The sequence below is a fragment of the Campylobacter concisus genome, assembly GCF_015229955.1.
Taxonomy (GTDB): domain Bacteria; phylum Campylobacterota; class Campylobacteria; order Campylobacterales; family Campylobacteraceae; genus Campylobacter_A; species Campylobacter_A concisus_AT.
Genome location: NZ_JAAKYZ010000003.1, coordinates 171,585 through 183,874, shown reverse-complemented (window position 1 = coordinate 183,874; position 12,290 = coordinate 171,585). Strand labels below are relative to the sequence as shown.

At 35.1% G+C, this 12,290-nt stretch carries 14 protein-coding genes, 1 tRNA gene and 1 other RNA gene; 8 read left to right on the top strand and 8 right to left on the bottom strand.

Annotated features, from left to right (window positions below):
• Positions 1 to 48: 48 nt before the first annotated feature.
• Together G6W45_RS06510 and G6W45_RS06505 are read left to right on the top strand one after the other, a co-directional pair.
• A tRNA-Asp gene (locus G6W45_RS06510) sits at positions 49 to 125 on the top strand.
• Positions 126 to 390: 265 nt separating this feature from the next.
• Positions 391 to 1,410 carry a bifunctional 3,4-dihydroxy-2-butanone 4-phosphate synthase/GTP cyclohydrolase II gene (locus G6W45_RS06505; protein ID WP_194167930.1) on the top strand — a complete coding sequence of 340 codons (1,020 nt, stop codon included), beginning with the start codon at positions 391 to 393 and terminating at the stop codon, positions 1,408 to 1,410.
• Between the two features lie 37 nt (positions 1,411 to 1,447).
• On the opposite strand, the gene panB is transcribed toward G6W45_RS06505, so the two are convergent.
• A complete protein-coding gene (gene panB, locus G6W45_RS06500; RefSeq protein ID WP_194167929.1) occupies positions 1,448 to 2,257 on the bottom strand; it encodes a 3-methyl-2-oxobutanoate hydroxymethyltransferase in 810 nt (269 codons plus the stop codon).
• 86 nt (positions 2,258 to 2,343) lie between these two features.
• Here panB and G6W45_RS06495 point away from each other — a divergent pair, with 86 nt between their 5' ends.
• From G6W45_RS06495 to G6W45_RS06485, 3 genes are all read left to right on the top strand, one after another.
• Positions 2,344 to 2,748, top strand: a complete 405-nt coding sequence (locus G6W45_RS06495) for a phosphorelay protein (RefSeq protein ID WP_087577651.1) — start codon at positions 2,344 to 2,346, stop codon at positions 2,746 to 2,748.
• A 26-nt stretch (positions 2,749 to 2,774) separates the two neighbouring features.
• Positions 2,775 to 3,133: a transfer-messenger RNA gene (gene ssrA / locus G6W45_RS06490) on the top strand.
• Positions 3,134 to 3,367: 234 nt separating this feature from the next.
• Complete coding sequence (locus G6W45_RS06485) at positions 3,368 to 4,567, top strand: tyrosine-type recombinase/integrase (protein WP_194167928.1); 1,200 nt, start codon at positions 3,368 to 3,370, stop codon at positions 4,565 to 4,567.
• A gap of 177 nt (positions 4,568 to 4,744) precedes the next feature.
• On the opposite strand, the gene G6W45_RS06480 is transcribed toward G6W45_RS06485, so the two are convergent.
• The 7 genes from G6W45_RS06480 to G6W45_RS06450 are packed head-to-tail and all read right to left on the bottom strand — an operon-like array spanning position 4,745 to position 8,319.
• Positions 4,745 to 5,935 carry a hypothetical protein gene (locus G6W45_RS06480; RefSeq protein ID WP_194167927.1) on the bottom strand — a complete coding sequence of 397 codons (1,191 nt, stop codon included), beginning with the start codon at positions 5,933 to 5,935 and terminating at the stop codon, positions 4,745 to 4,747.
• Positions 5,936 to 6,199 (bottom strand): DUF5334 family protein, encoded by a 264-nt coding sequence (locus tag G6W45_RS06475; protein WP_194167926.1) that lies wholly within the window; start codon positions 6,197 to 6,199, stop codon positions 5,936 to 5,938.
• Positions 6,200 to 6,236: 37 nt separating this feature from the next.
• On the bottom strand, positions 6,237 to 6,656 hold the full coding sequence (locus tag G6W45_RS06470) for a hypothetical protein (protein ID WP_194167925.1): 420 nt from the start codon (positions 6,654 to 6,656) through the stop codon (positions 6,237 to 6,239).
• Positions 6,657 to 6,679: 23 nt separating this feature from the next.
• A complete protein-coding gene (locus G6W45_RS06465; protein WP_194167924.1) occupies positions 6,680 to 7,222 on the bottom strand; it encodes a flagellar basal body-associated FliL family protein in 543 nt (180 codons plus the stop codon).
• A gap of 1 nt (position 7,223) precedes the next feature.
• Positions 7,224 to 7,556 (bottom strand): hypothetical protein, encoded by a 333-nt coding sequence (locus G6W45_RS06460; RefSeq protein ID WP_194167923.1) that lies wholly within the window; start codon positions 7,554 to 7,556, stop codon positions 7,224 to 7,226.
• Complete coding sequence (locus tag G6W45_RS06455; protein ID WP_194167922.1) at positions 7,553 to 7,930, bottom strand: hypothetical protein; 378 nt, start codon at positions 7,928 to 7,930, stop codon at positions 7,553 to 7,555. The genes G6W45_RS06460 and G6W45_RS06455 overlap by 4 nt, the downstream gene beginning before the upstream one ends.
• A 2-nt stretch (positions 7,931 to 7,932) precedes the next feature.
• Positions 7,933 to 8,319: a helix-turn-helix domain-containing protein gene (locus tag G6W45_RS06450; protein WP_194167921.1), complete on the bottom strand. Its 387-nt coding sequence runs from the start codon at positions 8,317 to 8,319 to the stop codon at positions 7,933 to 7,935.
• A 130-nt stretch (positions 8,320 to 8,449) separates the two neighbouring features.
• Here G6W45_RS06450 and G6W45_RS06445 point away from each other — a divergent pair, with 130 nt between their 5' ends.
• The 3 genes from G6W45_RS06445 (at position 8,450) to G6W45_RS06435 (ending at position 12,119) form a co-directional block, all read left to right on the top strand.
• Complete coding sequence (locus G6W45_RS06445; protein ID WP_194167920.1) at positions 8,450 to 8,710, top strand: helix-turn-helix domain-containing protein; 261 nt, start codon at positions 8,450 to 8,452, stop codon at positions 8,708 to 8,710.
• 108 nt (positions 8,711 to 8,818) lie between these two features.
• On the top strand, positions 8,819 to 9,211 hold the full coding sequence (locus G6W45_RS06440) for a hypothetical protein (RefSeq protein ID WP_194167919.1): 393 nt from the start codon (positions 8,819 to 8,821) through the stop codon (positions 9,209 to 9,211).
• Positions 9,204 to 12,119: a phage/plasmid primase, P4 family gene (locus tag G6W45_RS06435; protein WP_194167918.1), complete on the top strand. Its 2,916-nt coding sequence runs from the start codon at positions 9,204 to 9,206 to the stop codon at positions 12,117 to 12,119. Before G6W45_RS06440 ends, G6W45_RS06435 begins: the two co-directional genes overlap by 8 nt.
• The last annotated feature ends 171 nt before the right edge of the window (positions 12,120 to 12,290 follow it).

Here is a 12,290-nt window from a genome sequence, read left to right as displayed (position 1 = left end):
AGGTGGATGTCATAAGTTCGAGTCTTATAGCGACCACCATTTTTAGGTGCAGCGGTAGTTCAGTTGGTTAGAATGCCGCCCTGTCACGGCGGAGGTCGCGGGTTCGAGCCCCGTCCGCTGCGCCATCATTTATTCTTTGACTTTTATTTTCCCTAATTGCTGAAATTCTTAAAAATAGTGTATTTTATTAAAAATTTATGTTTTAAAATTTTACATATAAAATAAATTGAAAAATAAAACCTAAGTTGTCGCCACTAAATCGCATTTATTTAAAAATAAATCTTTTCTAAAATTTCTAAATAATTGATACAAGACAAATCAAAATTAATATTTTTATCTCTAAGTTATCAAAAAATCAATATAATCGTAAAAATTTAATAAGGGAAATTTATGGCATTTGAAAATGTATTAAAAGCGATTGAAGATATAAAAAATGGCAAAATGGTAATTATGGTCGATGACGAGGACCGTGAGAATGAAGGAGACTTAGTCTTTTCAGCGGCAAGCAGCGATATGCAAAAGGTAAATTTTGCGATCACTCATGCAAAAGGTGTGCTTTGCCTTGCGATGGATGAAGCAAACGCAAAAAGACTTGATTTGCCACTAATGGTTTTTAAAAATACATCCAGCCACGAAACTGCATTTACTGTCACAATTGACGCAAAGGAAGCAACGACAGGCGTAAGTGCTTATGAGCGTGATATGACGATTAGACTTGCTGCTAGTATTGATTCAGTGCCTGAAAATTTTGTAAGGCCTGGGCATATATTTCCGCTTATTGCAAAAAAAGGTGGCGTCCTCGTTCGTACAGGTCACACTGAAGGATCAGTTGATCTTTGCAAACTCGCTGGCGTTAGCCCAATGGCAGCGATTTGTGAGATCGTAAAAGAAGATGGCACAATGGCAAGACGTGATTATTTGGAAGAATTCTGTAAAAAATTTAACCTAAATATGATAAGCGTTTCTGAATTAGTAGAATACAGACTTAGTCACGAAAGCTTAATAGAAGTTTCGCCTGCAAAGAGTGTAAAAATCTGTGGTTTTGAAGCAAAAAGATATGACATAAAAGATCACGAAAATAAAAATCACGCTGCCTATGTTTTCGGAGAGATAAAAGCGCAAACTAATGTAAAATTTCAAAAAATAAGCAAAGACCATGAGCTTTTAAGCGGAGATAAATTTGATAATTTATTAAAGGCATTGGATTTTTTAAGTAAAAATGGCGGAGTGTTGCTATTTTTAGACAGCAATAAAAGCGATACAAGCTCGCAAAAAGATTATGGCATTGGGGCACAAATTTTAAAGTATTTTGGCATAAGTAAAATTGAGCTTTTAAGCTCAAATAAAAATAAAGAATTTGTAAGCCTTGCAGGTTTTGGTCTTGATATAAAAGGCTATAAAGAAATTTAATTTTGTCACGTTCTATTTAATGCGGATATTAATCATCCTAGTAGCAAAATTCTTCACTTGGGAAAATTTTGCCTTTTACATCATTTGCGTAGGATTGCACACTCTTTCTTACAATATCCGCTCCATCAAGATAGTGTTTTACAAATTTTGGTTTAAAGTCTTCAAAAAACCCAAGCATATCAGACCATACAAGTACCTGTCCATCGACGTTTACCCCAGATCCGATACCAATAACTGGTATATGAACTTGCTTTGTTATCTCGCTAGCCACGCTACTCATCGTACCCTCAAGCAAGATACCAAACACTCCAGCTTGCTCAAACGCCAAAGCCTCTTCAATTAATTCTTTTGCCTCGATCTCGCTTCTGCCTTTTATCTTATAGCCACCTTCAAATTTATAAAACTGAGGCTTTAAGCCAATGTGAGCCATAACGTTTATGCCCTCTTCACAAAGGCGCTTCACTAAATTTACTTGGTGCATGCCAACTTCGAGTTTTACCGCATCGGCATTTGTCTGCTTGAAAAATTTCATCGCATTTTTTATCGCTTGCTTTTCATTTGTGTAGCTACCAAATGGCATATCAGCCATGATAAAAGTATTTTTGGCTCCGTTACAAACGGCCTTTGTATGATAAAGCATGGTATTCATGTCCGCACTTATCGTACTTTCTTGCATATTAAAACTCATATTTAAGCTATCGCCAACCAAAATAATATCAGCATAATCATCAAAAAGCTTAGCAAACAGCGCATCATAGGCAGTTATCATTACAATAGGCTCAATGCCTTTTTTGTTTTTTATATCATTTATGCTTAGTTTTTTCTTCTGGTTTTTTTCATTTTTCATTGCAAGCTCCAAGGATTTTTAGCTAAAAGGCTAACAATTTTATCAAATTTTTGCTACAATTACGCCAATTTCTTAAGGACATAAAAATGGGTATATTAAAAAGGCTTGAAATAGATTACTCTTATGATATAGTTGAAGAATTTTTATCTCACTATGCTTTAATGTGCGATTTACTCGAGCCTTTGATAATAAATTTAGGAAGAGCTGATAAATATAAAGATAGTATCTTAGAGCTTACTAGGATTTTTCATAATATTAAATCAGCAGCAGGATTCATGCATCTTGATCCGATATTAAAGCTTACAACTTTAGCTGAAGAGATAACTCAAGAGGCAAGAAGCCTAAAGGGTCCAGCAAATGATAAATTTATAGATTGGTTGCTGCTTATTAGTGATCAGTTTAATAAATATAAAGATGACGTCGAGAACGATTTTGAATATTTTAGCGTTCTTGAGCCAAAAATCATTGATGTACCTACAAAACTTAACTAAATAATTCACTAACCATTTTATTTTTTGGGAGCGACTTGGCTTCGACAGGAGCAGAGTGTGTACGGTGGCACGTCGCTTTGAGCAAAGCGTAAAAAGCTCAAATTAAATTTAAACGCAAACAACGTTAATTTCGCTCCTGCTTACGCTAAAGCTGCGTAAGTTCAGTTGAGCCTTGCTTAGTCTAATTCTAGCTAGGACAAAAGTAAGCAATTTAGCTAGAGTAGGCTCGCAAAGTGACTGCTTGCTAGCTGAAATTTTAGTCTTAGTCTAAATTTTGGTTTTGGAAAGTGAGCCTTTTTAGATGAAATTTTCACTTTTGCTAAGCGTGTAGAGGCTGTATGCATTTTGTTTTTGGACAGGGGTTCGATCCCCCTCGCTTCCACCATTTTATACTTTTTAATTCATTTCAATCTTTTTAAAAACCTTTCAAGAAATACGATAAGAACAACTTTTGATATATATTATTTATTTAAATTGTTTTCAATATTTTTAAATCTTTTTAATTGCCTTTAAGGACTTTTTACGGATAATTTAAAGGATAAAATATTGTCCGCTAAAAAATATCCGTAAAAAATCGTTACTTGATTTTTAGGGGCTTGTGGACACTAAAAGGACAAAAATGCCAAAAATTAACCCTCCCTTGACGGACACAGCTATAAGAGCCTTAAAACCCAAAGATAAGGTTTATAAAAAATCTGACGGACAAAATTTATTTATTTTCATCGAGCCAAGCGGTCGTAAATTTTTTGCACTTGAATACAAAAGTCCTCTTACATTAAAAACACGCCGAATGGCTCTGGGCAATTATCCTGATCTTAGTCTCTCAGCCGCCAGAGAAAAACGCAGAGAGTTGGCCGCTCAGATACTAGATGGCATTGATCCACTAGTAAGTAAAAAGAGTAGTAAAACGACACTAAACGATATCGCTGCAAAATGGCTAGATATAAAATCCGCAAACATAACTCCTAACTACTTAAAAAAACAAAATTTGATTTTTAACAAGCACATTGCGCCGTATTTAGGCGATCGTCCATTGGACAATATAAAAGCAGTAGAAATAATAGACATCTTAAAGATCATAGAAAAAGCTGGAAATTTAGAAACCATCAAGCGTGTATTTATCTTGCTAAATCAAATTTTTAGATATGCCGTCACCTATGAGATAATCGCTCACAATGTCGTGGCCGATATAAATTTCAAATACGCCTTTAAAACCGCAAAACCTAAAAATTTCCCTACTATCACAGATGAAAACGAGATACGCACATTACTCGCGTCAGTAGATGGATATAATGGCGACATAAAAACAAAAGTCGCATTAAAGCTTGCGATCTATACCGCCATGCGCCCATTTAATGTCAGAGCTGCCAAGTGGGATGAGTTTGATCTATCCGCTAAAATTTGGACGGTAAAAGCAGATAAAATGAAAATGAAAGAGGCATTTAGACTACCACTAGCTGATCAAGTCGTAAATTTGTTGAAAGACTATACCAAAATTTGCGGAAGCACTGAAGGGTATCTTTTCCCCAGCACACTATCCAAAAGCCGTCCAATGAGTGAAAATACGTTAAATGCGGCACTAAGACGCATGGGCTACAGCAAAGACGAGATCGTTTCTCATGGCTTTCGTGCGATGTTTTCAACTATGGCCAACGAAAAAAGAAATGAGCATGGCTGCCATGCTGACATCATAGAACGATGCCTTGCACACAAAGACAAGGATAAAGTAAGAGAAGCTTACAATAGAGCTCAAAATTTAGCAGATATGAAAACTTTGATGCAATGGTGGGCAGATTATTTGGATAAGTTGGTAAAATAATGTATAAAATATTGCGTATCATTTTGCATAGAGCATAAATTTAAAAAACTTTTTTATAAATCTTGCGATTTTCAAGATCGCTAAAGGTTTTTGATCAAATCTAAATTGTTATTCATCTAAACTCTCCGCTTTTTTGCGGATAGTTTAGATTATGAGTTTCCTAAAAAACGTATAAAGTTATTGATTTTTTGCGATATTTAAAATATTACTTATCTTGTCATGAAGCTTTTTTAAGGTTTCAAACGGAAGCAAATCTATAATTTTTTCTAAAAATGTTAAACTTGGAATTTGCCCATTAGAATTTATTCTATCACTGGGATTAACGCCAATAGCATCAGTAGCTATTTCTAAAAGTTTATCTCTCAATTCCATATTTCCAGATTCCGCTATAAGACGCTCAAAGCCAATATAAGATGACGCTAAGGCTTCTTTATGCCTATATTCATCAGCTGTTTTTTTGTACTCAGAAATCTGCTGTGTTGAGTAATAAATAAAAAATCCACTAAACACCCACAATGGTAAACTTTTAAAAAAGTCAACAAAACTAAAAGTATTTAAATATATAGCTAAAGCAAAATAAAACGAGAAAACAGCAGCAAATGTTACTATAGCCCACTTGAAAATACGATTCCACTTTTCTACTTTCTTTTCCGTTATTCTTCTTTGTCTCATATATGCTCTAGCTAACCCAGCGGAAGTTGCACCAGGAAGCAATGAATTTATCTTATTCTTTAAATTTTTAAAGTCGTTTTCCCCTTGTTCGATCATATTATTTACATATCCTTTTTTTTCATCCAACAAATCTACCCATGACTTTTTATTATTTTTTGGATCGCTATCATCCGTAATCCCGTTAAACACCTCTTCATAAAAATCTTTTAGCTCATTTATTTTATCTTCCGATTTTTCTATTTCGCTACAAGCAGACTCGAGTTTAGAAACAATACCTTGTATCTGGTTGCCTTCGCTGTCTTTTTGTCCATAAAAATTTTTATATGTTTTTCTTATTTCGTCAGCATCATTACTAGCCTGCCTTAAATTATTTAAAATACTACTTGAGTCTTTTGGCTCTATGTTGCTATCGTTTATATCGTAAATTTCGCTATAAGCATTATTTATTTTTTCTTGGGAATCTTTTACGTCATCCAAGATCCCGTCTATTTCTTGCTTTTTGCTAGTAAGATCATTATAACTGGAATAAAAATTTGCAATATTTGAGCTAACCGAATCAAAAGCGCTGTTTTCAACTATGTCCAATAAGTTGGATAGCGTAGACATTTTTGATTCATCTTCCAAAAAGCGGATAAGCCGCTTTTGCAGTAACACTTTACCATCTTGATTTTCGCTACTCATATTCTCTTCTCCCAATTAGCGGCTTTCCATCTCTAAAATTCTAATTTTATTTTTTTCGTAGTCGTATACTTCTATTTCTACGCTACCTCCTATCTTGGATATGCTTTTAACGTTTACGATCTTATATTTGCCGTCCTTACAGTCGTATATCTCTATATCTCGCCCACGCCTTACTAGATTTCCTTTTCCTATTTCCACGCATTCCCCAGTTTCTAAATCATAACCGCTCCAAGCAAAACAACTTATTGCAACCATCAAAAATAAAACAAATTTACCCATTTTATACTCCTGGTATTTCAATAAAAATAGTAACAATTTAAGAAACTACTATAGCTTTTGCTACACATACTTCTTTAGGGATTTTCCCAGCGTAAGCTAGTATTTTAGCCGCAACGGTTCTATGATTTCCATCGTGTCTAACATATCCTTTCCCGTGATAAATAACTATCTCCCATGTATCATCTTCGTCTTTATCAGCAGTAAAATAATCTAAATGTTGCTGGTTATCAACATCGTAACGTTCAAAACTTGCGGCCATATCTTCATAAACCACAAAAAGCGGCTGATTCTTATAGCCCGGGTGATATGTCCCGATTATATCATCGATATTAATTCTGTAGTTTTTAATAGTAGTAGTGTTATCAAATTTAATATCATCTGGAGCACTCTCAAAGTTGGGTTCTAGACATGCAATTGCCTTTTTATATTGTATGTCAAAAAAATCACGAAATGTCATTGTGTAATCCTTTATATCATATATCATTTGAGCTTTAAAATACTCTCTATTGCTTCAACTCTTTCCTCCAATTCCATATCCTGAAATTCTATGAAAAATTTATCAAAAAATACATATTTTATTATATCTATTTCTTTTTTTGTAGAGATACGGTTTATATTTTTATTTACCGCATCTGCTATTTCATAAGAAAAAATTTCCTTACCTTTAACTGTAGATATCTCATCGAATGTCTTACTTGAAGCTGTTTTTATTATAGTATCTGCTATTACGGGGCGAATTTGAGTTAGGATATTCAAATCTTCTTGTTTTTCTACACCTAGTGAAATTCTTATATATAAAACCTTATTCCCAGATTCATCGAGTAAATTAACCACGATCTCTCCCATATCAAAAAAGAATTTAGATTTATCGATATTTTGAGAATATTTGTTAATTAAAATTTTATGTCTTTCTATGGTCTCTTGTAGTCTATTTTTAGAAAAATCCTTTAAAAATCTTTCTGAATCGTACTGTTGAGAAAAACAAAATCCAAATAACACCAATAGCAAAATGAGGTATTTCAAACTATTTCCTGCTGTAATTATTCTGCGTATTATCGTTGCCGATTTGATTATTTCCACCATTGATTATGATGGTGTGCCTTTTTTCATTATAAAATTTAAGTGGCTTATCCTTTTTTAATCGACGTCTTCTTCTATTTATATAAAATGAAAACAAAGAAATTATTATCATAGAAAGCATCATAAATCCAGCTAATCTATAATGCAAGATTTGCGGATCTGGATAATACAATATATACATGATAAATTTTTCTATGCCACTAAAAATAAAAGCGAGACAATAACTTACAAAACCACCTATCGCTTCAAAAAATGTCTTTAAAATTTCATCTATCACGCTTTACTTCCATTATTATTTTGAGTATTTCCGTCGCCTATTTGATTGTTTCCACCGTGGATTTGTATGTTATATATTTTTGTATCGCCTCTCTTTTTTCTTCCGACTTCTTGAGAAAATTTTACCCATAGCCATACAGGATCATCTTTATCTTTAAAAACAAAATCAGCATCTAAAATTTCATGATATTCGATATCCAAAAATTCTAGAAATTCTTGAGCAGCCAACATTTTGTCATCGCCATACCCTGCGTTACTCTTAGCATCTTCTCTAAAAAGCATTAACTCCTTTACCTCAAAAACGCTAATCTCATTCTCAGTATCGCCTACGCTAAGACCGATATTTTTAGTCCAATATTTTTCGTACTCACTCATGCCTACTTCCCTTTAGTAAATTTTTCCTTTTCTTCCTCTAGACGCTCGATAAATTGTCTAAGCATAGCGTTGCTGCCATATTCATCAAACAGCCTTACAAACTCGCTCCACATCTCGCCTCTATCTATTTCGTTTACGCCGTTGTTTTGCGTATTTAAATTGCCGATCTGATTATTCCCACCTGATATATTTACTCCACTTTCTAAATACTCGATCGGTACGTTTAGTTTGGCGGCAATCTCAAAAAACCTTCCTTTTGGGATTTTTTTTCTAACCTTCCACATATCCAACGTACCATAAGAAATATCAAGAATTTCACACATTTGTTTATCTGTTTTTACTCCGAGCACGGCGCGCACCCTCGCCAAAACAGCCTCCAAATTTTCCATTTTTCATCCCTTTAAGGTAAAATTTGTTAGTATAACCATTGACATTACCAACAATTGTTGGTATAATTACAACATTATTTAACCAAAGCGTTAAAATGTATTTACATTATAGCGTAAAAAGGGGTTTTCGATGGATAAAAAGCAGCACCAAACGCTTGATATTGTAGCCATTACGCAGCGTATAGATGCGGCTAGAAGACTGCTTGACTACGGCAAAAACGACTTTGCCAAACAAGTGCTTAACGTCACTAGGGTCGCCTACTGGAATGTCATAAAAGAGAACAGACCGCCACTATCATGGATCATCCTACTTGCTGACAAGTATGGCTTTTCGATCCAGTGGCTATTTTACGGCGAAGGCGAAATTTTTACCAAAAAGGATAGACCATGACTGAGCAATTTGCCTTAAGCGTTATTGCAGTAGTTGTTTGTGCTTTTGTAGGCGGTGCTATGTTTACGCTTGGCATGTTGGCTTTGTTTTTTAAAAAAAGGAGCTAGCATGAGTGCGATGAGGGAATATGTTCGTGTAGATCACGCTAGCATACTTGAAACATGCAAGAAAAATCTACAAAATTTAAGCTATCTTGACCGCAAGCATGATAGGCATGATCGCTTTAAAATATACGAGCACGCCCTTTTCGTTAAGCAAAACTACCTTTGTCCACACTTCGATGAAGTGGCAGATATATACTACAAAGCACTTGAATGCGCATCGAGTGAAAGCGAGATCGCGGACTACGTTTCAAAGCATACTGGTAAAAACAAAGCTGCAATTTATTTTTACTTTAGGCGTTTTCGTTTTAAAAACCCTGAGTTTGCACATGAAGTCGTAGAAATTTTAAAGAAATTTATAAAAGAAAATAGTCTCTTTTCGGATGTGCATAATGGATAATAATATATTTCAAACGATAAAACAGACAATATCTAAGCATGATTTTAAAGATTTTGTGCAAAGTGTTTATGGTATCGAGTTTAAAAGCGGAAATGCTTATTGTCCGTTTCATGACCATGGTCATAATACACCAAGTCTTGGCATCAATTCTGATTCTAACGGTGCATTTTTTAAGTGCTTTGCATGCAATGCCAGTGGGGATATAACAAAATTTGTTGAGTTAAAAGAGCATCTCTCACCACTTCAAGCAGCTAAAAAAGTTTGTGATCATTTTGGTATACCAAATACTATCAACGCAAAAGAGATGAGCGAGGAAGAGAAAGCAGCCTATGAAGCACACCAAGTCATTTTAAAGGCTGAAAATGAAACTCGTATGAAAAAAGAAGCTGAGCAAAGAGCAAAAAAAGAGATCGCTCTTAAAGCTAGGCTAGCCAAGATAGCTCCACAACTTGTGGAAAATAAGCTTAAAAATTACGATCTTATCAAAGATCAAATTTCAGCACTATTCCCAACACAAGTCAATAACTTTGATTCATATAGCCGCGAACTTATAGGATATAGCTTTGAGCATAAAAGTCTAGCCATCATCATAAGAGACGCTAACGGCGCACCTGTAAATATCAAATATAGAGAGAAATTTGCCTATGACCCACATAAGGGTGAGCTAACAAGCGAGAGAATGCCTGGAAAATGGATAGGCGAAAGTGGCGCACATGCTAGCCCCTTCCCTCTAAATTTTTACGATGACTATAAAGGCAGCAGTGTAGTCATTTGCGAAGGCGAAAAAGACGCATTAAATTTGATGTGTTTTAATGTTTGCGCTTTGACGCTTGGTGGTGTAACTGCTAGCTGGGAAGAATACAAAGAGCTTCTAAGAGATAAGCATGTATTTATCTGGTTTGATCACGATGAGGCCGGATATGAAAATGCGATAAAGAAATTTTATGAGATCAAAGATGTAGCTAGAAGCGTACGAATAGTGCTATTTTATATGATCGGCAAAAACTTTTCAAAAGGTTATGATATTAGCGATTATCTCTATGACCATGCCTTTAAATTTCAAAATGCTAGCCCACTTGAAGTAGTGGCCTTTAGCTGTTTTGAACCGACGAACGTCGTTATAGATGAGATATGCGAATACTTTCCGAACCTTTCGGCAAAGCTTGATAAATTTAAACAAAATCTACCTATCAAAGAATTTCGCCAAATCAAAGCCGAGATACTAGCAAGAGATGAAGAAGGTAATTTTATAAATATCTTTCCAGTAAAAGGCGAACTTGATGACAAGTATGTCGATGAAGTGCTAAATAATGCAAAAGAGCTAGAGAGAAAGATGGGCGAGAGATATGAGGAATTTAAAAAAGCTTACATCCAAAGTTTCCTTCTCACTGAACAAGAGGAGCAAAATTTTGAGCGTTTTTCAAAGGCTTTTAGCGATGCCTTCCGCATAAACAAGACTATGCGAACAAACTATCATCAAACGCATATTACGGATATGGTAGCAAGTCTAAATCAGACTTTTTTAAAACTAGGCTATCGTCTGGGTGAGTATAAAAAGAATTTACACGTTTGGGCAAGTAACCATTTCATGCAGATAGATACCAATGCGTTGGCCAAATTTATTCACTCTCATTGGATGGCTGCTGCGTATGTAGATAAGAAAAAACAAAGCCGTGAAAACGTCAATAAGATAGTCGAGGATCTAACTAGCTTATCACTAGATCTAGATGAGATAAAATCTCACGAATCTCGCCGTGTCATAAATTTATTAAATGGCACGATTTTTATTAGTAAAAATGGCGTTATTACATTTAAGAAAAAGCATGACTATAAAGATGCAGCTACAAACATCTTAAAATTTAACTACGATCCTTCGGCTAAGTGCCCAAAGTGGAATAAATTCTTACGCGATATTATGAGCGATGAAGACGACATAAAAACACTTATGGAGTTTATTGGCTATTGCTTTATTCCTAGCCATGAGTTTGAAAGCTTTTTATTTTTATACGGCAAAAGTGGAGCAAACGGCAAGAGCGTAATCCTAGACACTATTAGAAACTTTTTTGGTGAGGATAATGTTTCATCTCTCCAGCTTCAACAATTTGAGGGGCATCAGCTTTGCGCGCTTACAAACAAGTTATTAAACATTGGCTCCGAGATCGACAAAAACGGCACTGACAAAGGACAACTAGCGAACTTAAAAGCTATCGTCAGTACAAAAGATGCGATAACTATAAACCCAAAAAATGAAGAGCCATATTCACTGCTTCCTAGTGAAAAACCAAAACTTGCATTTGCCGGTAACGAAAAACCAAAAAGCGGTATAGATAATGGTGTTTTTAGACGAATGCTGCTTATAGTTTTTGATAAAGAGGTAAAAGATAGCCAGAAAATAAGAGGCCTTAGCGATCGTTTTAATGATGAGCTAGGAGGTATATTTAATCTAGCTCTTGATGGACTAAAACGTCTTATTACACAAAACAAATTTACTCGCTCTAAACGTATGCAAACTGAGCTTGAAGAGTATAAAGATAGCGTAAATCCACTTCGTACCTTTGTTAAAGATGCGATTATTGCAGATGCCGACTATTTTGTGCCGTCAGTACCACTTTATAAGGTTTATCTAGCATACATGAACGACAAAGGCGGTAAGCCTATCACACAAAAGAACTTTGCTCAAGCCCTACGTGATGAGCTAACCCTTGCTGGTATAAGTTGCTCTTATGGCCAAAAACGCATGTCAGCAAACTATATTGGAGTGGGCGATAGACCAAGATGCTTCTTTGGTTTTAGGGTAAGCAGCGACAATCTCGACTTTGATAGTGTAAGGATAGAAAACGGTGGCGAGCTTATCATAAATCAGATAAGTTACTACCAAGCAAACGGAGCAAAAGCTGATGAAAACTAACATCTCTTTGTGGCTCACAATGATTTTAACTAAAAATATCTACAAAGCGTCCTATGTTAGGGCGTTTGATAGATGTTTTACATCTAATTGGCTCACTTCTGGCTCACGATTTTTATTTTTCTTGAGCCAGCAAAAAGCCGTTTTTATGGGGCTTGGTGTGCTGTTGGCTCA

Excerpts from the sequence above, each read along its gene's own strand:
- G6W45_RS06505 (WP_194167930.1), top strand. The coding sequence starts at position 391 with ATGGCATTTGAAAATGTATTAAAAGCGATTGAAGATATAAAAAATGGC.
- panB (WP_194167929.1), bottom strand. The coding sequence starts at position 2,257 with ATGAAAAATGAAAAAAACCAGAAGAAAAAACTAAGCATAAATGATATA.
- G6W45_RS06495 (WP_087577651.1), top strand. The coding sequence starts at position 2,344 with ATGGGTATATTAAAAAGGCTTGAAATAGATTACTCTTATGATATAGTT.
- G6W45_RS06485 (WP_194167928.1), top strand. The coding sequence starts at position 3,368 with ATGCCAAAAATTAACCCTCCCTTGACGGACACAGCTATAAGAGCCTTA.
- G6W45_RS06475 (WP_194167926.1), bottom strand. The coding sequence starts at position 6,199 with ATGGGTAAATTTGTTTTATTTTTGATGGTTGCAATAAGTTGTTTTGCT.
- G6W45_RS06470 (WP_194167925.1), bottom strand. The coding sequence starts at position 6,656 with ATGACATTTCGTGATTTTTTTGACATACAATATAAAAAGGCAATTGCA.
- G6W45_RS06455 (WP_194167922.1), bottom strand. The coding sequence starts at position 7,930 with ATGAGTGAGTACGAAAAATATTGGACTAAAAATATCGGTCTTAGCGTA.
- G6W45_RS06450 (WP_194167921.1), bottom strand. The coding sequence starts at position 8,319 with ATGGAAAATTTGGAGGCTGTTTTGGCGAGGGTGCGCGCCGTGCTCGGA.
- G6W45_RS06445 (WP_194167920.1), top strand. The coding sequence starts at position 8,450 with ATGGATAAAAAGCAGCACCAAACGCTTGATATTGTAGCCATTACGCAG.
- G6W45_RS06440 (WP_194167919.1), top strand. The coding sequence starts at position 8,819 with ATGAGTGCGATGAGGGAATATGTTCGTGTAGATCACGCTAGCATACTT.
- G6W45_RS06435 (WP_194167918.1), top strand. The coding sequence starts at position 9,204 with ATGGATAATAATATATTTCAAACGATAAAACAGACAATATCTAAGCAT.